Origin of the sequence: Algihabitans sp. (genome assembly GCF_965226985.1) — a bacterium.
Lineage (GTDB): Bacteria > Pseudomonadota > Alphaproteobacteria > Kiloniellales > DSM-21159 > Algihabitans.
On sequence record NZ_OZ245712.1, the window covers coordinates 3,324,028 to 3,340,833 of the forward strand.

Genomic DNA, 16,806 nt, shown 5'->3' on the forward strand with positions numbered 1-16,806 from the left:
ACTCCAGGGAAAGGCGGAAGCCCCATGCAGACGCAGAACAAGATCATCGACGACCTGGCGCGCCTGGCCAGCAGCGCGCTCGGGGTCGCCAGCGGCATGCGCCATGAAGCCGAGGCGCAGTTCCGACGGCAGTTCGAACGCATTCTGGCCGACATGGACCTGGTCACCCGCGAGGAATACGAGGTTACCAAAGCGATCGCCGAGACAGCCCGTGCGGAGCAGGAGGCACTGACCGAACGGGTCGCGGAGCTGGAGGCCAAGCTGGCCGAGCTGAGCCCTGCGAAAAAGCCCGCACGGAAGACGGCGCCAAAGTCGGGTGCGAAGGCAGCCGACTAACCGGCCGGCTGAGAGCGGCGGCGTTTCAGACGGCTGACATTGATGCCGAGCAGGACCAGGACCAAGGCGATCCAAGCCGCCTCGCGTGGTACCTGTCCGAGGAACAGCCAGGCCCAGAACACCCCGAAGACCGGCACCAGATAGGAGACCTGGCTCATGTAGACCGCGCCGGTATCCTTGATGAGCTGAAACCGCAGCAGATAGGCAAAGCCCGAGGACACCAGACCGAGAAAGATCAGCGCGGCCAGAGCCTCGCCGCTGGGTCGAAGCGCCCAGGGCGGGTCGAGCAATAGAGCCACAGGCAGCAGGTACAACCCGGCGCTCAGCAGCACACCGCCCGCCGAGACCCGAGGGTCCAGATGGGACAGCCGGCGAGTGAGCAGACCGGACAAAGCGTAGCAGAAAGCCGCCCCCAGCACCGCGAGCTGCCCGACCAGAGCCGCCCGGCCGCTCAGGAGGCCTTCCAAGCCGACCAGCGTAGCGATGCCGGCGAAGCCCAGCAGCATCCCCGCAAGCTTCGGCAGGGTCAGGCGATCGTCCGAGGTGAAGGCGTGGTTCAGCAGCAGCGCGGCGAAGGGGCCGAGGCCCATGAGAATCGCCGCCATGCTGGCGGGAATATGCTGCTGTCCCCAGGAAATCAGCAAAAACGGCAGGGTGGCGACGAACAGACCCACGACCGTCATTGTGATCCAGTCGCGCGGCGCACGTGGCAGCCGCAGCCCGGCGGCCAAGGTAAAACCGACCAGCAGCACGGCGGCGAAGACGATCCGAAAAACGGCGATCAGCAAAGGGCTGAAGGACTGCAGCGCCACTTCGATGCACATGAAGGCCGAGCCCCAGATGGCCCCCAAGGCTATCAGCTTGGCGGCGTCTTTCGGAGTGGCCGCCCGGATCGGCGTCATGGGTCTTCGGCCGCCAGATCGGCGGCCAGCCGCTCCTCCGCCTCCCGATCCGCAGCGGACGGCAGGGCGCCGTCCGGATCGAAGATCCAGGCGGCGACGTCGGCCGTCGGCACCGCGCCCTGCAGGTCGCGGAACAGCAGATGCCAGCCGCCGGAGTAGTAGGCCAGGGTCCGGGCCGTTTCCTGCGGCAGGTCGCGCCAGGCCCGCAAGGTCGGGGCCTTCGGGACCAGTTCGTCGTTGGCGCCGTAGAGGAACAGCAGCGGCAGCCGGACCCTGGGCGCGGCCTCCAGGCCGGCATCCATCAGGTCCACCAGTCCCGCAACCGCATCGATCCGGGTCTCCTTGATCACCAGAGGGTCGCGGCCGAGCGCGATCAACGCGGCATTGTTGTCGGACGGGCGGATTTCGAAGCCAGCGCCGCTGGGTGTGAACCAGGGAAAGAAGGTTCGACCGAACCAGAGCGCGCTGCGCTGGTACCAGGGTTGGGTGTCGCGCGCCCAGACGGCCGGAGCGGCCAGAATCAGTCCGTCGGCCGGCAGGGCCTCGGCCTCGCCCGCCGCGGCCAGCAGCACGGCCCCGCCCATGGACTCGCCCAGCAGATAGAGCGGCACACCGGGATGCCGTAGTCGCAGCGCGCCGGCCGCCGTGCGCACATCCTGGGTCAGAGCCGCAACGCCCGGCCAGAGCCCACGCGAGGGCGCGCCGCCGAAACCGCGCTGATCGTAGGCGTAAACCGCGATCCCCAGCGCGGCCCAGGCCGGCGCAGGTCCGCTCCAGGCGTTGCCGTAATCGTTGAAGCCGTGCAGTGCCAGCAGAACTGCCCGGGGCGCCTGCGGATTGGGCGCCCAGGCGCGCAGCGGCAGCGTCAAGCCGTCGGCCGTCACGAAGCGGCCGGTCTGCAGACTTTCGACCTCCAGCCGCGGTTCCGTCGGTCCCGGTCCGGGCGGCGCGATCCGCGCACAGGCGCTCAGGCCGAGACAGAGAAGGAGACAGGCGGCGAGGCGGAACGCGACGCCGCCGAAACCTGCCCCCCGCATCGGCCGACCCTTACCTGGCGACGGCGGCCGGCGCGCCGGGCCGGTTGCGGGCACCGCTTTCGTCGTCGGCCCCAGTCTCGTCATGGGCGCCGCGCGTGAGCTGCAGGAAGATGTCCTCCAGGTCCGCCTCGTCCGTGCGGATGTCCTGCACCCGCAAATCGGTCTTCGAGAGCGCGTCCAGTATCTCGGCGACCGGGCTCTGGCTGGTCTGGTAGCGGAAGACCAGCCGGTCGCTGCCGACCAGCTCCGGCTGGAAACGCTCGAGAGCCTGAGGGACGGCTGCGACCGCGGCTGCGAGCTGCACCTGGAATTCCTTACTGTCGAGGCGTCGCAGCAGCTTGGAGGTTGGCTCGCAGGCGATCACCTTGCCGTGGTTGATGATGGCGATGGTGTCGCAGAGCTCCTCGGCCTCCTCCAGGTAATGGGTAGTCAGCAGGATCGTGGTTCCCAAGGCGTTGAGATCGCGCACCCGGCTCCAGAGCTGCTGACGCAGTTCGATATCAACGCCGGCCGTCGGCTCGTCGAGGACCAGGACCGGTGGATTGTGGACCATCGCCTTGGCCACCATCAGACGGCGGCGCATACCGCCCGAGAGCGTGCGGGTATAGGCCTGCGCCTTATCCGCGAGCCCCAGAATCTCCAGGATCTCCATCGTGATCCTTTCCCGCGGCGGCACCCCGTAGAGGCCGGCCTGCAGCTCCAGCAGCTCACGCGGCGTGAAGAAGGGATCGATGTTGAGTTCCTGAGGCACCACGCCGATGGCGGCCCGCGCCTGGCGCGGGCGGCGGGCGATGTCGTACCCCCAGATCTTCGCCGTACCTTCGCTCTTGTTGACCAGGCCCGCCAAGATGTTGATCAGCGTCGACTTGCCGGCACCGTTCGGGCCCAGCAGACCGAAGAGACTGCCGCGTGGAATCGAGAGGGATACGTTGTCGAGCGCGCGCTTGGGCCCGGTCTTGCCAGAGCCGCGATAGGTCTTGCCGAGACCGATCACCTCGACCGCATTGTCGGGAGCCTCCACCGCCTCACCTGGCGGCGTAGCGGTCTGCAGGTCGGATGTCGGGGCAGCAGTCATGGCAGGGGAAGGCTCGCCGTCATCTTTTCGGGAGAAGATCTGGTGTTCTACCTAAACCGCCGCACCCGGAATTGCCAGTCTCGGAAGGCGTTTCCCGGCCGACCGGAGCGCGCATCCATGAAGCGCGCGCGAGAGCACGGTAACGGCTGTGGCCTGCCGACAGGGTTCGCCGGGATGCTTCACAGGCGTTGAACGTTAAGTTTCGCGCGCTATAGTCGCCGCCGTTCGATTGCAACCAGCCACGCGGAAGCCGAAGCGGGAGTCCTGCAGCGTCATGGCCAGCAACCAGACGGCGCCCGAGCCGCCGGAGATTTTTCACGTCGAGACGGAAACCGTGGCCTGCGATGGCGGCGACGGTCCTCTCGGGCACCCGCGCGTCTGGCTGAACATGGAGGGCAGGGGTCAGATCGACTGTCCCTACTGCGGACGCCGCTTCATTCTGAAAAGCTGAGGCGGGTGTGCGACCCAAGCCGCACTGTCCTCGTTGCCTCTAGTGAACCGTCGTCTCGGCCTGCCCCACTTGAGCGGCCGCCAAGGCGCGGATCCGGCGAACCATTGAGAAAAGCCCGTTGCTGCGGCTGGGGCTCAAGTGCCCGGCAAGATCCAGGCGGTCGAGCGCACTACGCGCGTCGAAATCCAGGATTTCCTGCGGCGTGCGCCCATTGAAGAGGGTCAGAAGCACCGCAACCAGCCCCTTCACGATATAAGCGTCGCTGTCGCCTCGGAACTGGAGAGCACCCGGTCGCTCCGCGTCCTCACTGGCCAGAAGCCAGACCTGACTGACGCAGCCCTCGACCTTGTACTCCGAGGTTTTCTCGGACTCGCTCAGGGGGGTCAGCTCCTTGCCCAGGTCGATGATATAGCGGTAGCGATCCTCCCAGTCGTCGAAGAACTCGAAGGTTTCCGCCAGTTCATCCAGCCTGGGGTCGGTGACGCTCTGCTCGCTCATACTGCTGACATAGAGGCCTCACCGGTTTCAGTCCAGGTCAATTCGGACGGCTAGTCTTGCCGCCGCACCACGACATGGCCGTCCTGAACGGAGACCCGGTCGCCGGTGAGGGCGTTCAGCATCTTCTCGACGAAGCTCTGCGGGATGTCCCGGGTGATGAACACCAACTTCGTCTGTGGCGTATCGGGCCAGTCATCGAGCCAGACGACCGGGTGAAAGATATGCTGCACGCCGTGGATGACCGCCGGCGTATCCCGATACTCGGCGACCTGAACCAGACCCTTGACCCGCAACAGGTCCTCCCCCCGATTGGCGATCAGCAGCTCGAGGAAGAGGTTGAACGCCTCGACCGGAATCGGCTCGTCCCGCACGATGCAGTAGGCTCGGATATGATCGTCATGCCGGTTCACGTCATGCCCGTGGTCGTGCCCGTCGTGGTGATCGTGGTCATGCCCGTGATCGTGGTGATGCCCGTGATCGTGCCCATGATCATGGTCGTGCCCATGATCGTGCCTGTGGGCATCTTCTTGCGCCGCGAGGTAGGCTTCCTCCCGCAGCCAGGCTTCCACATTCGCACTCTTGGTCTTCGGATCCCAAAGACCCAGGCCGAACAGCTTGTCCGGCGCGATCTCGCCGGATACCGCCCGCTCAAGCCGCGCGCCCGGATTCATCTCTTTGATGCGCGACCAGAGCGCCGTCCCGTCCGCCTCCGGCAGGTCGGTCTTCGTCACCACGATGCGGTCGGCCATGGCCGCCTGCTTGACCGCCTCCTGATGCATATCCAGCGTCGCCATGCCGTTGACGGCGTCCAGAGTGGTGACCACGCCGTCCAGGCGGTAGCGATTCACCAGGCGGGGATCGTTGACAAGGGTATGCACGACCGGCGCCGGGTCGGCCAGCCCCGTAGTCTCGACCACCACTCGCTCGAAGGGCGGCACCTCGCCTGCGGCGCTGCGCCGCTGCAGATCGCCCAGAGTTTCGATCAAGTCGCCGCGCACGGTGCAGCAGATACACCCGCTGTCCAGTTCGACGATGGTTTCCTCGGCCGTCGTCATAAGCAGGTGGTCCAACCCGACCTCGCCGAACTCATTGATCACCACAGCCGTTCCAGCCATGGCCGGATCCTGCAGCAGGCGGCTGAGCAAGGTCGTCTTGCCGCTGCCGAGAAAGCCGGTCAGTACGGTGACGGGCAGCAGATCCATGAAGCGGTCCTTCGCGAAAAGCACTGGGAAGATCGAACGACAGTGGGTCACGCCTATCTGAGCGCCGCTGGCGAGCGGTGCAACCCCCGGATCGCCCCGGATCACCGTGCGGCCTTGACGGCAGGCGGACCGCCAGAGGTAAGGAAAGGGCCGGACCTGCTTGCTTTCTCCGCGCACCCGGGCAGACTGCAGGTCGGCCGAAGCAGGAGGAACAGTGCCGTGGCGACCGTCAGACTGGTGGAGTACGAGGACGCGGGGCCCGAGGTGCGCGCCGTCTACGACGACATCATGGCGACCCGCCAATCCGACTGGATCAACAATTTCTGGAAGGCGCTGGCCGTCGATCCGGCTTTGCTCCGCCGCACTTGGGAATCGGTCAAACAGGTCATGGCGCCCGGCGCTCTGGACCCTCTGACCAAGGAGATGATCTACGTCGCCGTCAGCGCGACCAACGGCTGCGGCTACTGCATCAATTCCCACACGGCGGCCGCCCGCGCCAAGGGCATGACCGACGCGATGCTGGCGGAGGTCATGGCCGTCGTCGGCATGGCGAACGAGACCAACCGCCTGGTTCAGGGATTCCAGGTCGAACTGGACCCAGCCTTCGCCGAGGGCGGGCGGCGGGACTGAGACCGGCCGTGACAGCTCTAGACCGAACTGGCGAAGCGAAACGGCTGACGGCCACCCTGGCCGGCGGCATGGCGGTTTTGCTTTGGTCCCTGCTGGCGCTCTTCACCACCTGGGCGTCCGGCATTCCACCCTTCCAGCTCGTCTCGCTCTGCTTCACGGTCGCGGCTCTGATCGGTTTCGCGACGATCGCCCGCAAGGGCCGGGCCGGCTGGCGCAGCCTAAGACAACCGGCGGGTGCCTGGGCGCTCGGCACATTCGGGCTCTTTGGCTATCACTTCTTCTACTTCATGGCGCTGGGCAATGCGCCGGCCGTGGAGGCCAGCCTGATCGCCTACCTCTGGCCACTGCTGATCGTCGTCTTCTCGGCCCTGCTGCCTGGCGAGCAACTGCGCTGGTTTCATCTGGGCGGCGCCCTGCTGGGTCTCGCGGGCGCAGCCCTGCTGGTGACGAAGGGCCAGGGTCTGGCCTTCGACGCTCGTTACAGCTTGGGCTATCTCGCGGCCGTCGCCTGCGCGCTGACCTGGTCCGCCTACTCGGTGACCAACCGCCGCTTCGGCGGCGTGCCGACCGAAACGGTCGCGGGCTTCTGCGCCGCCGCCGCCCTGCTCGGCTTCGTCAGCCACGCGCTCTTCGAGACCTGGGTGGCGCCGAGCGCCAGCCAATGGGGCGCGATCCTGCTGCTCGGCCTCGGGCCGGTGGGCGCCGCCTTCTTCGTCTGGGACTACGGCACCAAGCACGGCCACATCCAAGCCCTCGGCGCCTTCGCCTACGCCGCGCCGCTGCTCTCGACCCTGCTGCTGATCGCCTTCGGCCAGGCCGAGGCCACCTGGACCATCGCCCTCGCCTGCGCCCTGATCGTCGGCGGCGCCCTACTCGCCTCCCTGGACCTGCTCCGACGGCGGTCGAGTTGACGGCGCGTCAAGACGGCCCGGCCCACCTAGCAGCCGGTTCGGCGGAAAAAGTAGCCGGCTGACGCCGGCTTGCCTTCGCCCTTCGACAGGCTCAGGGTGAAGGCGAGAGTACATGGTCACCCTATGCACTTCATCCTGAGCTTGTCGAAGGGCGAAGTGCAGCCGCCGTCAGGCGGCTAGGTCTCGGAAGACCGCGCCAACGCCCTCAATCGCGTCCAGTCGCCGGCCATCAGTGCCTCCTTCTTCGCTCGGCTCCAGCCCTTGATCCGCCTCTCCATCGCGATGGCCTCATCGGCGCGCTCGAACACCTGCGAGAAAGCCAGGGTCACCGGACGCCGCCCCGAAGTGAAGCCTCTGTAGCTGCCCTCGTTATGCTCGGCGATCCGCCGCTCCAGATCCTGTTGCGCCACGCCGGTATAGTAGCTGCCATCGGCGCAGCGGAGGATGTAGAGCCAGGCAGGCATTCTAGTCGGTCTGGTTCAGCGGAAAAGGTAGCCGGCTGACGCCGGCTGCACTTCGCCCTTCGACAAGCTCAGGATGAAGCGCGTGTGGTGACGGCCTAACCTAGCCTTCACCCTGAGCCTGTCGAAGGGCGAAGGCCAGCCGCCGTCAGGCGGCTTCGGCTCCACCTCGCAGCCATCACCCGTCTCGCGGCGTGGGGCGCCAGTCGGGCGGGGCCAGTTCAAAGCCCTCGAACTGAAAGGCCGGGGAGACCGTGCAGCCCACCAGGGTCCAGGCGCCGAGGCTTTCGGCCGTCTGCCAAGCGCCGGCCGGGACCACGCGCTGGGGCCGCTGCCGGGCTGCGAGATCGGGCCCGAGATAGCTGGCACTGGCGTCGTGGCCGTTCTCGCTGATCGTCAGCACCAACGGCGCACCGGCGTACCAATGCCAGATCTCAACGGCGTCGACCCGGTGCCAGGCGCTGACCTCCCCCGCCTGCAGCAGGAAGTAGATCGCCGTGGCTGCACCGCGCCCGCCCTCCGGCGGACTGTCGCGATAGACCTCGACATAGTGACCGCCCTCGGGATGCGGCTGCATGCCGAGGGTGGTGATGATCTGTTCGGGTGTCATCAGAAACTGTCCTTCCGCGCCCGAACCTCGGCGAAGACGGAGACGGGATCGGCGCCGGCCAGGCCGATCTGGGCAGCCAGGTCGGGGGCATCGGCCCGCAGGAAGGGGTTGGTCGCCAGTTCATCAGCCAGGGTCGAGGGGACCGTCGGCCTGCCGACGGCGCGCAGACGGTCGATGTCTTGCGCGCGCGCCTTGAGGTCCGCGTTCGCGCCGTCGACCGTCAGGGCGAACCGAGCATTGGCCTGAGTGTACTCGTGGGCGCAATAGACCCTGGCTGTCGGCGGCAAGGCCTTCAGTTTCGACAGGGAGTTCCACATCTGCTGCGGCGTGCCCTCGAACAGCCGGCCGCAGCCCAGCGCGAAAAGGGTGTCGCCGCAGAAAAGGGCGTCGCTCTCGGCGAACCAGTAGGCGATATGTCCGCGCGTGTGGCCGGGCACGAAGAAGACCTCGGCCTGCGCTTCGCCAAGCCTGGTGCTGTCGCCTTCGTCGACCTCCACATCGATGCCGGGGATGCGGTCCCGATCCGCTTTTGGGCCGACGATCGTGCAGCCAGTGGCGCGCTGGATTTCCAGGTTGCCGCCGACGTGATCGCCGTGGTGATGGGTATTGAGGATGTGCGTGATCCGCCAGCCAAGACGATCTGCCTCCGCGAGGACCGGGGCCGCCACCGCCGGGTCGATCACCGCCGTGGCGCCGCTGACGCGGCAGCGCGCCAGATAGACATAGTTGTCGGTCAGCACGGGAATCTGGTGAACGTCGAGCTGAGACATCGCCTGCGGCCTCACTTGTTCCTAAATATACCAGGGCACGACACCCGAGCCAGGCCGTCGAGCCCGCCCCGGTTGCCAAGCTAACACTGGAGCCAGGCGGGTCAAACGGCGGCCTTCGGCAGGGGTATCGCACGACAGAGGGGCAGCGGACCGGACCGCCATGTGGCAAGACGTAATCGATCTGCACGGGTTCTATGAGACCCGGACGGGCCAGGTGGCGCGTCATCTGATCCGCCATTCGGTGCGGCAGATGTGGCCGGACGTGCGGGGTCAGGCGATGCTCGGGCTCGGCTTCGCCAGCCCCTACCTGCGGCAGTTCCGGCAGGAGGCGGAGCGGGTGCTCGCCTTCATGCCGGCACCCCAGGGCGTGATGCACTGGCCCGCCGAGGGTCCCTACGTGACCACCCTGGTGGACGAGACCGAACTGCCGCTGCAGGACTACTCGGTCGATCGGGTCCTGATCGTCCACGGCATCGAGAACTCCGACTACCTGAAGCATATGCTGGGCGAGGTCTGGCGGGTGTTGACCGGTCAGGGACGGCTTCTGGTGGTGGTGCCCAACCGCCGCAGCATCTGGGCCAGGCTGGAGCGTACGCCGCTGGGTCACGGCCACCCCTACAGTCCCACTCAGCTCAAGCGTCTGCTGCGGGACAACCTCTTCGTCCCCCAGCGTCATCAGCACGCCCTCTTCATTCCGCCGACGCGCTCCCCGACCTTGCTGCGCTCCGCCACTGCCTGGGAACGCGCCGGCCAGCGCTGGTTCCCGCAGATCGGCGGCGTCAATCTGATCGAGGCCAGCAAGCAGCTCTACGCTCCCACGCCGCTGCGTGCGGCGGAACGGAGCCGGCGCAGCGTCCTCGTCGGCGTGCCGCAGGTCGCGGCAACTCTGGCCCCGGCGGAACGCAGCCGCGACTGACAGCTCCTCGCAGTCGTGCGGCTCGGGAGTGGCCCAAAGGCGCCGTGGGGACGCGAGGCCCGGCCGCTGGATTGACTCCATCATTCTTTGAATACAGTATTCTGAAATCGCTATTCGAGGACGCCATGAAGCCGATCTCGTCCCAGCCGCAACTTGCCGACCAGGTCTACACGGCCCTGCTCGACGCCATCGGTAGCGGTCAGTTGGCCCCGGGCCTGCCGCTGGTGCAGGAACGCCTGGCCGCCGAGTTGAACGTCTCGCGCCAACCGGTCGTCCAGGCCTTGCTGCTTCTGAAGACCCAAGGTTTCGTTGAGGCGACGGGGCGACGCGGCCTGCAGGTCGCGCGCCTGAATCCCCAGGCGGCTCGACGGGTCTATGCCGTGCGCGGCGCGCTCGACAGATTGGCGGCACGGGCCGCCGCCGGGGCCGCAGCCAAGGGCGGCAGGGCGTGCCGAGACATCGAATCACGCCTGCAACGGCTTCTAGAGGATGGCCGGCGCGCCGTCGCCTACGGCCGAGATGAAGCCAATCGCGCCGAGAGGGGCGACGTCGGCAACAAGGACGCGGCGCCGGTCGTGCCCAGGCTGATCGAGGCGGACATCGCCTTCCATCAGGCAATCTACGACTTGGCGGACAATCCGCTGATCGCCCAGTCGGCGGAGGTGCATTGGTTCCACATCCGCCGGATCATGGGTGCCGTGCTGCGCGAACACGAGCAGCGCGAAACCGTCTGGCGCGAACACGCGGCCATCGCCGAGAGCATTCTCTCCGGAGACGCGGAGTCTGCGGGGCAACTGGCCGAAGCCCACGTCGAGAAGGCGGCCGAAATGCTGATCGGCCGCCTGGAGGAGCGCCTGGCGCTGACAGCCTGAAGAGAACGATCGAAACAGAACAGACAGGGAGCGGCAAAGGCGGAAGACGCTCCCGCCGACCGAGACCGACGAAATCGGAAAACAATCCGCCGGAGGACACGCCATGAAACTGACAGCCGAACAGCTCGAGACCTTCGACCGCGAAGGCTATCTGTTCCTGCCGAACGTCTTCACGCCACAGGAAATCGGCCTGCTGCGCGACGAAGCCCGGACCATCTACGCCACGGATCGCGAGGAAGTCTGGCGCGAGTCCTCGGGCGTCGCCCGCACGGCCTTCGCCGCCCACACCTACAACGAGGCCTTCCGGCGGCTGGGCGCGCATCCGCGTCTGGTCGAGCCAGTGAACCAACTACTGGACGGCCCCGTCTACATGCATCAGTTCAAGATCAACGCGAAAGCGGCCTTCGACGGGGAAGTCTGGCAGTGGCATCAGGACTTCGGCACCTGGCACCGCGACGACGAGATGCCGGAACCGCGGGCCATGAACATCGCCCTCTTCCTGGACGACGTGACCGCCGTGAACGGCCCGCTGATGTTCATTCCCCGCAGCCACAAGGAGGGCACGCAGGCCGCCGGTCACGATCTGGAGACCACCTCCTACCCGCTCTGGACGCTCGACCGTGCCACCGTTACCCGCCTGGCCGAGCAGGGCGGGATCGTCGCACCGACCGGGCCCGCAGGCTCGCTGTTGATGTTCCACGCCAATCTGGTGCACGCCAGCCCGGCGAACATCAGCCCCTGGGATCGCACGATCGTCTATCTTTCGCTCTGTCACGTGGACAACCACATCCGCAAGTTCACGCGGAAGGACTGGATCGCGCACCGCGACTTCACGCCGATCCAACCGCTGCCCGACAGTTGCCTGAGCGACCTGGTCGGCAAGCAGACGGCGGCGGAGTAGTTTCATGAACCTCGCTGCACTCGCCGCCGCCCGCGCCGAAACCGGCCAGGGTCCCGTCAGGGTCGGCCTGATCGGAGCCGGCAAATTCGGCTCCATGTTCCTCAGTCAGGCGCCAACCACGGCCGGGCTCTCCGTCGCCGCCATCGCCGATCTTTCGCCGCCGCGTGCCAAGGCCGCCTGCGCCGCCGTCGGCTGGACGGAGGAGCGCATCGCCGCCACGGCCTTCGTCGAGTCCGGCCTGGAGCTGATCGCGCGCGACGACGTCGAGGTGGTGGTCGACGCCACGGGCCATCCCGCCGCCGGCATCGCCCACGCGCTGGCGGCCGCCGAGCAGGGCAAGCACATCGTGATGGTCAACGTCGAGGCCGACGTGCTGGCCGGTCCGCTGCTGGCCGAGACCTGCCGCAAGGCCGGTGTGGTCTATTCCATGGCCTACGGTGACCAGCCCGCCCTGACCTGCGAACTGGTCGACTGGGCGCGCGCCTGTGGCTTCTCGGTCGCCGCCGCCGGCAAAGGCACCAAGTACCTGCCGAGCTACCACGCCTCCACGCCCGAGACGGTCTGGCCCCACTACGGCCTGACGCCGGAGCAGGCGGAAGCCGCCGGCATGAACCCGCAGATGTTCAACTCCTTCCTCGACGGCACCAAGTCGGGCATCGAGATGGCGGCTATCGCCAACGGAACCGGCCTGACGCCCGCACCCGACGGTCTCGCCTTCCCGCCCTGCGGCGTCGACGATCTGGCCCAGGTGTTGAGACCGCGCGACGCGGGCGGCCAGCTTCAGCGCCACGGGCAGGTCGAGGTGGTCTCCAGCCTGGAGCGCGACGGCAGGCCGGTCTTCCGGGATCTGCGCTGGGGGGTCTATGTCGTGCTGGAGGCGCCGAACGACTATGCCGCCGCTTGTTTTCGCCAGTACGGAATGAACACCGACGACAGCGGACGCTACGCCGCGATGTACAAGCCCTTCCACCTTATCGGGCTGGAGCTGAACGTCTCTATCCTGTCCGCCGCGCTGCGCGGCGAGGCGACCGGTCAGGCAAGCGGATTCCGAGGAGACGTCGCCGCCACGGCGAAACGGGCGCTGAAGGCCGGCGAAACCCTGGACGGAGAAGGCGGTTACTGCGTCTGGGGCAAGCTGCTGCCCGCCGAGACCTCCCTGACCCAGGGCGCCCTGCCCATCGGTCTCGCCCACGGCGTCACGCTGACCCGCGACATTCCGGAGGGCGGCATCGTCGGCTGGGCCGATGTCCGGATCGACGAAACCGCTCAGGCCGTGCAGGTTCGCCGCGAGATGGAACGGCGTTTCGCCCCGGCCTCGGCTGAAGCAGCAGAATAGGCCTAGTCTGCCAAGTCCTTGAGGTAGGCGGCGACCTCGGCGCACCTCGGATTGTTCGAGACCTTAATGGAGACCTCCGCCCAGGTCTGCGGGGTGGTGCCGTGTTCCCGATCGCGCGCAGAGATGTCGGCACCGCGGGAGACCAGGAGTTTGACCATCCGCAGATCTCCGTTCCAGGCAGCGGAATGCAGCGCGGTCTGCCCAGAGCTCCCCGCGGCACGTGCGTTGGGGGTGGCGCCACAGTCCAGCAGCCATTCGACCAGTACGTGGTGTCTGAAGTCCACGGCGCCCATCGTCACCGCTTCGGAACGAAGTACCTCCGGAGCCCCAACGCTGAGAGCCGCCAGGGCATCGCGATCGCCCAAGCGCGCATACTCCTGAGGTTGCGCCGCGATACCCCGTTTCATCATCTGCAAAACCAGCGGGCGGCCTTTGGGGCCCAACCGACTCAAGCTCTCTATTGCCGAGGCGCCCCAGCGATCCAATCCCTCGGGCGAAGCGCCGATGTCCAGCAAACGGTCGACCGCGAAGGCTGTCCGCGCCAAGCCCAGGATCGATCCGATTGGGCGGTTCGACGGCACCGCGGAGAGACCCGGGCGCAAAAGCCGCTCGACCCGCTCGTCGTCACCGAGAAGCAGCGCTTCGAGCAGTCCCGCCTTGGCGCCCTTGTCGAGCAGCTTCCCCCAAATCCAAGGTTGGTTGCGATTTGCGGCCAGCATGAGGGGCGACCAGTAATCGTAGAGACGGTTATCACCCTCAACATCCGCTCCGGCCGTGAGCAGCAGATCGAGCACCTGGTCGTGTTTGGTATCGATGGCCACGTGGATCGCTTGTGGCCGTCCGCCCCAGAAAGGGTGGGGTCCTAGAGCGTTCAACAGACCGGGCGTGGCTGCCAGCATGTCAGAAACCTCTGACAAACGGCCCTCACCGACAGCGCGCAAGAAAGGCCCAACGCACTCGTCCGACAGCATCTCCGATGCGACGGGCTGCTCATCGTCCGTTGCGGACAACGCTGCCCTCAAAGCCCGCCAGCTTGAGAAACCATAGTCTCTCGCGAGCGCCAGCTGCGCCTCCGCCAACTTGGCATCTGGGCTTTCGACCCGCCACAGACGGAGTTGCTGCTTGGCTGTCTTCCTCAGCCAGGCGAGACTCGCATTTTCAGGGAGTGACTTGCTCATGGAGCACCTTTTTCCAGTCGCGCCCGGCGTCCGCGTTTCACGGGCAGAAAAAGGTGATCGGTCAGTTGGTCTTGTGGTGGGTTCGACCCTTTTCGCGAACCGAAGGCATCCGTAAGGCCGGTCAAAACGATATCCGTAGCCACCAAACGGGTCAATCGTGTGCGAGAGCTCGGCCGCTCCGGAGGTACGATGGCAGATTGACGGCGAAGGTCCTCAATCTATCCGGGGATCTCCTCGCCGGCGGCCCAGCGGGCGAAGCTCTCGAAGGCCAACTCGCCCGTCGCGGTTGCGGCAAGCCGCTCGCCCATCAGCGCGCCGAACTTGAACATATGTCCGGTGCAGCCGGTGATCGCGGTCAGGCAACCCTCGCGGTGCGTCAGAAAGCGATCCTCCTCGTGGCTGACCGCATAGGGGCATGTTTTGTAGCCGGTCACGCGATAGTCGGCGCCCTCCGTCAGGATCTCGCGGAAGGGCGCGAAGAGCGCCTCGGCCTCCTCGGTACTGCCCTCCGTCAAGGCGTCGGGATCGCAGGCACGCCGCGCGGCCAGAGCGCCCAGTTTGAGACGAGTCCCAGCGACCGGCGGGCAGCCGTAACTGTCGAGCGCAGTCGGGAATTGAGCGATGGCCGGCGCCTGTGCCCAGGCGGCGGCCTGGCTTTGCGGCGGCGCTAGGAAGACCACGAGCTGGCGCTGGGGGGTCTGCCGCTCCGCCAAGGCCGGTACAAGCTTGCCGGTCCAGGCACCCGCCGCGACCACGATGGCATCGCCCAGGGCGATCTGTCCGTCCGCCAGACGGACCGCGCCGGCCTCCGGATCGATGTCGATCGCCCGGGTCTCGGCAAAGAGGTCGACGCCCTCGCGCCGCAACCAGCCGGCCAGGTGCGCCACGATCTTGTCCGCCAGCAGAATGCCGCCCGGACGCGAGAGCAGGCCCCAGGCAGAATCGGGAATCTGGAAGTAGGGGCAGAGGTCGGAGAGCTGCCGGGCATCGAGCAGATCGTGGTCCAGCTTCAGATCGCGCTGAACGGTCAGCGACGCGGCGAGATCGTTACCGGGACTCTCCGGCGGCTGTAGGGAGATCCCGAGCGCGCCTGCTTCGACGTAGTGCCGTCGACCGAGATCCGCCCAGAGCCGATCCCAGGCGCCGTAAGCCGCGCCCACCATGCAGGCGTAGCCGCGTTCCGCGCCGTAGAGCGAGCGGATCAGCCGATGCTGATCGTGCGAGGCACCGCCCGGGTTCGGCAGAGGGCCGGCTTCGAACAGCAGGGGCTCGTGCCCCACCTTGGCCAGAGCCCAGGCGGTCGAAAGACCGACCACGCCGCCACCGATTACCAGAACACGCACGCCGACCTCCCCTGCTAGACCTGCTCGCCCGTCATACCCGTTCAACCGTCAATTGGGCGGCCGCCAGATCCTCGAGCGCGCTGCCGGTCGACTTGAAGAGCGTGATCTGATCGTAAAAGCGCCGACCGGCCCGCTCGCCGCGCGTCAGCTGGAAGAGGTCGGCCGCCACATCCGCCGGATCGAAGGTGCCAGCGGCGATGGCTTGAACCAGGTCGCCGCCCTCGGCCAGCGCGCCCTCGCGGGTGTCGACGAAAACGCGTGCCCGGCGGAAGACCTCCGCATCCGTCTCCCGCATGTCGGGACGGAAGGCCCCGACCAGATCCAGGTGCTGTCCCGGCGACAGCCAGTCGCCCCGGACCAGCGGCTCGTACGACAGCGTGGCACAGGAGACGACGTCGGCACCGCGCACCGCGCCCTCCAGATCGTCGGTCGCCTCCACCCGGAGCTTCCCGATCTTGATGGACTTCGCCAACCGTTGCGCCTTGGCCGTCCGGCGGCCCCAGATCAACACGTCGCGAATGGGGCGCACCGCGGCATGGGCGGCGATCAAGTGCGGAGCCAGCGCTCCGGTTCCGATCATCAGAAGTTTGGAACTGTCGGGCCGCGAAAGATATGCCGAGGCTAAGGCGGAAGCCGCGGCCGTTCGGCGCAAGGTCAGCATCGGACCGTCGATCAGCGCCGAGGGCGAACCGTTGCGGCCATCCACCAGCAGATAGGCCCCCATCACCGAGGGCAGGCCACGCGCGTTGTTGCCCGGCGTGACGGTAACGATCTTGACCCCGACGTAGCGGCCCGGCTGCCAGGCGGGCATGAGCAGCAGGGTCTGCGCCGCTTCGCCGCTGATCGGGATTTCATGGTGGTGGCGCGGCGGCGCCTCGGCCCCACGCCGGAAGATGTCTCGAAGCCGGCCGACCAGGGTTTCGAAATCCAGCGCCGCCTGAACTTCGGCGGCGGAGATGACGCGCATCAGCGCTCGCCAGCGGGCGCCGCCAGCTGAGACTGCCCGCGCGGCGGCGCGAGGCCCGGCACGGCCGCCGGCGTCATGGCCGGAGTCACTTGCCGGCGTTCGGCCTCCGTCTTCCTGGCCTTCATGCCGTCGACCTCGCGCTCCAGCTCGCGAACCCGCTTATGCTCGCGGCGCTTCTCGCGGCGGGTCTGCCCGGCCTTCAGCCAGGCCAGGAACCAGCCGATCAACACACCGAGCGCCAGGGGCACCAGGGTCAGCAGGAACAGCGGCACCGGCAGACGATCGATCACGAGATCGACCATCACGGCCTCGTGGTTCAGGATGGCGAAGAGCACGCAGGCTGCGGCGAAGACCAGCAACACCAGCGAGACGATCAGACGGATCAGGGGCATGGCGGCTCCGGTTGACTG

20 protein-coding genes are annotated in these 16,806 nt (G+C 67.1%); 8 read left to right on the forward strand and 12 right to left on the reverse strand.

The genetic code is table 11. The features are described from left to right. Positions 1–24: 24 nt before the first annotated feature. Positions 25–336 carry an accessory factor UbiK family protein gene (locus tag ACO054_RS15185; protein WP_421707431.1) on the forward strand — a complete coding sequence of 104 codons (312 nt, stop codon included), beginning with the start codon at positions 25–27 and terminating at the stop codon, positions 334–336. Here the strand turns inward: ACO054_RS15185 and ACO054_RS15190 are convergent. From ACO054_RS15190 to ACO054_RS15200, 3 genes are read right to left on the reverse strand one after another with little or no spacing between them, the layout of a single operon-like run. Further along, complete coding sequence (locus ACO054_RS15190) at positions 333–1,238, reverse strand: DMT family transporter (RefSeq protein WP_421707432.1); 906 nt, start codon at positions 1,236–1,238, stop codon at positions 333–335. The genes ACO054_RS15185 and ACO054_RS15190 overlap by 4 nt on opposite strands. Then, complete coding sequence (locus ACO054_RS15195; protein ID WP_421707433.1) at positions 1,235–2,275, reverse strand: alpha/beta hydrolase; 1,041 nt, start codon at positions 2,273–2,275, stop codon at positions 1,235–1,237. The genes ACO054_RS15190 and ACO054_RS15195 overlap by 4 nt, the downstream gene beginning before the upstream one ends. A gap of 10 nt (positions 2,276–2,285) precedes the next feature. Next, entirely contained in the window at positions 2,286–3,350 is a 1,065-nt protein-coding gene (locus tag ACO054_RS15200) for an ABC transporter ATP-binding protein (RefSeq protein WP_421707434.1), read from the reverse strand. Between the two features lie 274 nt (positions 3,351–3,624). Between ACO054_RS15200 and ACO054_RS15205 the strand changes: the two genes are divergently transcribed. Further along, positions 3,625–3,801 carry a zinc-finger domain-containing protein gene (locus ACO054_RS15205; RefSeq protein WP_421707435.1) on the forward strand — a complete coding sequence of 59 codons (177 nt, stop codon included), beginning with the start codon at positions 3,625–3,627 and terminating at the stop codon, positions 3,799–3,801. Between the two features lie 39 nt (positions 3,802–3,840). Here ACO054_RS15205 and ACO054_RS15210 read toward each other — a convergent pair whose 3' ends face one another. Both ACO054_RS15210 and ACO054_RS15215 read right to left on the reverse strand, forming a co-directional pair. Continuing rightward, positions 3,841–4,299, reverse strand: coding sequence for a SufE family protein (locus ACO054_RS15210; RefSeq protein ID WP_421707436.1), 459 nt, complete (start codon positions 4,297–4,299; stop codon positions 3,841–3,843). Positions 4,300–4,349: 50 nt separating this feature from the next. Next, entirely contained in the window at positions 4,350–5,678 is a 1,329-nt protein-coding gene (locus ACO054_RS15215) for a CobW family GTP-binding protein (RefSeq protein ID WP_421707437.1), read from the reverse strand. 42 nt (positions 5,679–5,720) lie between these two features. Between ACO054_RS15215 and ACO054_RS15220 the strand changes: the two genes are divergently transcribed. Next, positions 5,721–6,131 carry a carboxymuconolactone decarboxylase family protein gene (locus ACO054_RS15220; protein WP_421707438.1) on the forward strand — a complete coding sequence of 137 codons (411 nt, stop codon included), beginning with the start codon at positions 5,721–5,723 and terminating at the stop codon, positions 6,129–6,131. Positions 6,132–6,139: 8 nt separating this feature from the next. Then, on the forward strand, positions 6,140–7,042 hold the full coding sequence (locus ACO054_RS15225; RefSeq protein WP_421707439.1) for a DMT family transporter: 903 nt from the start codon (positions 6,140–6,142) through the stop codon (positions 7,040–7,042). Between the two features lie 176 nt (positions 7,043–7,218). Here the strand turns inward: ACO054_RS15225 and ACO054_RS15230 are convergent, their stop codons facing one another. The 3 genes from ACO054_RS15230 to gloB all read right to left on the reverse strand — a co-directional run bounded on the left by ACO054_RS15230 (position 7,219) and on the right by gloB (position 8,883). After that, entirely contained in the window at positions 7,219–7,506 is a 288-nt protein-coding gene (locus tag ACO054_RS15230) for a GIY-YIG nuclease family protein (RefSeq protein ID WP_421707440.1), read from the reverse strand. A gap of 175 nt (positions 7,507–7,681) precedes the next feature. Continuing rightward, positions 7,682–8,113, reverse strand: a complete 432-nt coding sequence (locus ACO054_RS15235; RefSeq protein WP_421707441.1) for a cupin domain-containing protein — start codon at positions 8,111–8,113, stop codon at positions 7,682–7,684. Next, positions 8,113–8,883, reverse strand: coding sequence for a hydroxyacylglutathione hydrolase (gloB, locus tag ACO054_RS15240; protein ID WP_421707442.1), 771 nt, complete (start codon positions 8,881–8,883; stop codon positions 8,113–8,115). The genes ACO054_RS15235 and gloB overlap by 1 nt, the downstream gene beginning before the upstream one ends. Positions 8,884–9,043: 160 nt before the next feature. Here gloB and ACO054_RS15245 point away from each other — a divergent pair, with 160 nt between their 5' ends. From ACO054_RS15245 to ACO054_RS15260, 4 genes are all read left to right on the forward strand, one after another. Further along, positions 9,044–9,799: a class I SAM-dependent methyltransferase gene (locus ACO054_RS15245; protein ID WP_421707443.1), complete on the forward strand. Its 756-nt coding sequence runs from the start codon at positions 9,044–9,046 to the stop codon at positions 9,797–9,799. 125 nt (positions 9,800–9,924) lie between these two features. Further along, positions 9,925–10,671, forward strand: a complete 747-nt coding sequence (locus ACO054_RS15250) for a GntR family transcriptional regulator (protein ID WP_421707444.1) — start codon at positions 9,925–9,927, stop codon at positions 10,669–10,671. Positions 10,672–10,774: 103 nt separating this feature from the next. Further along, a complete protein-coding gene (locus ACO054_RS15255; RefSeq protein WP_421707445.1) occupies positions 10,775–11,572 on the forward strand; it encodes a phytanoyl-CoA dioxygenase family protein in 798 nt (265 codons plus the stop codon). A 4-nt stretch (positions 11,573–11,576) separates the two neighbouring features. Beyond that, complete coding sequence (locus ACO054_RS15260; RefSeq protein WP_421707446.1) at positions 11,577–12,908, forward strand: NAD(P)H-dependent oxidoreductase; 1,332 nt, start codon at positions 11,577–11,579, stop codon at positions 12,906–12,908. Positions 12,909–12,910: 2 nt separating this feature from the next. Here ACO054_RS15260 and ACO054_RS15265 read toward each other — a convergent pair whose 3' ends face one another. From ACO054_RS15265 to ACO054_RS15280, 4 genes are all read right to left on the reverse strand, one after another. Beyond that, the gene (locus ACO054_RS15265; RefSeq protein ID WP_421707447.1) at positions 12,911–14,086 is read right to left on the reverse strand and encodes an ankyrin repeat domain-containing protein; all 1,176 of its coding nucleotides are present in this window, start codon (positions 14,084–14,086) and stop codon (positions 12,911–12,913) included. A 218-nt stretch (positions 14,087–14,304) separates the two neighbouring features. Then, positions 14,305–15,429, reverse strand: coding sequence for an NAD(P)/FAD-dependent oxidoreductase (locus tag ACO054_RS15270; protein WP_421707448.1), 1,125 nt, complete (start codon positions 15,427–15,429; stop codon positions 14,305–14,307). A gap of 31 nt (positions 15,430–15,460) precedes the next feature. Continuing rightward, on the reverse strand, positions 15,461–16,396 hold the full coding sequence (locus ACO054_RS15275) for an ornithine cyclodeaminase family protein (RefSeq protein WP_421707449.1): 936 nt from the start codon (positions 16,394–16,396) through the stop codon (positions 15,461–15,463). Continuing rightward, positions 16,396–16,788 (reverse strand): lipopolysaccharide assembly protein LapA domain-containing protein, encoded by a 393-nt coding sequence (locus ACO054_RS15280; RefSeq protein ID WP_421707450.1) that lies wholly within the window; start codon positions 16,786–16,788, stop codon positions 16,396–16,398. The genes ACO054_RS15275 and ACO054_RS15280 overlap by 1 nt, the downstream gene beginning before the upstream one ends. Positions 16,789–16,806: the final 18 nt, after the last annotated feature.

Coding starts and splice junctions, on each gene's coding strand:
- ACO054_RS15185 (WP_421707431.1), top strand. CDS start 25: ATGCAGACGCAGAACAAGATCATCGACGACCTGGCGCGCCTGGCCAGC.
- ACO054_RS15190 (WP_421707432.1), bottom strand. CDS start 1,238: ATGACGCCGATCCGGGCGGCCACTCCGAAAGACGCCGCCAAGCTGATA.
- ACO054_RS15195 (WP_421707433.1), bottom strand. CDS start 2,275: ATGCGGGGGGCAGGTTTCGGCGGCGTCGCGTTCCGCCTCGCCGCCTGT.
- ACO054_RS15200 (WP_421707434.1), bottom strand. CDS start 3,350: ATGACTGCTGCCCCGACATCCGACCTGCAGACCGCTACGCCGCCAGGT.
- ACO054_RS15205 (WP_421707435.1), top strand. CDS start 3,625: ATGGCCAGCAACCAGACGGCGCCCGAGCCGCCGGAGATTTTTCACGTC.
- ACO054_RS15210 (WP_421707436.1), bottom strand. CDS start 4,299: ATGAGCGAGCAGAGCGTCACCGACCCCAGGCTGGATGAACTGGCGGAA.
- ACO054_RS15230 (WP_421707440.1), bottom strand. CDS start 7,506: ATGCCTGCCTGGCTCTACATCCTCCGCTGCGCCGATGGCAGCTACTAT.
- ACO054_RS15235 (WP_421707441.1), bottom strand. CDS start 8,113: ATGACACCCGAACAGATCATCACCACCCTCGGCATGCAGCCGCATCCC.
- gloB (WP_421707442.1), bottom strand. CDS start 8,883: ATGTCTCAGCTCGACGTTCACCAGATTCCCGTGCTGACCGACAACTAT.
- ACO054_RS15245 (WP_421707443.1), top strand. CDS start 9,044: ATGTGGCAAGACGTAATCGATCTGCACGGGTTCTATGAGACCCGGACG.
- ACO054_RS15250 (WP_421707444.1), top strand. CDS start 9,925: ATGAAGCCGATCTCGTCCCAGCCGCAACTTGCCGACCAGGTCTACACG.
- ACO054_RS15255 (WP_421707445.1), top strand. CDS start 10,775: ATGAAACTGACAGCCGAACAGCTCGAGACCTTCGACCGCGAAGGCTAT.
- ACO054_RS15260 (WP_421707446.1), top strand. CDS start 11,577: ATGAACCTCGCTGCACTCGCCGCCGCCCGCGCCGAAACCGGCCAGGGT.
- ACO054_RS15265 (WP_421707447.1), bottom strand. CDS start 14,086: ATGAGCAAGTCACTCCCTGAAAATGCGAGTCTCGCCTGGCTGAGGAAG.
- ACO054_RS15275 (WP_421707449.1), bottom strand. CDS start 16,396: ATGCGCGTCATCTCCGCCGCCGAAGTTCAGGCGGCGCTGGATTTCGAA.
- ACO054_RS15280 (WP_421707450.1), bottom strand. CDS start 16,788: ATGCCCCTGATCCGTCTGATCGTCTCGCTGGTGTTGCTGGTCTTCGCC.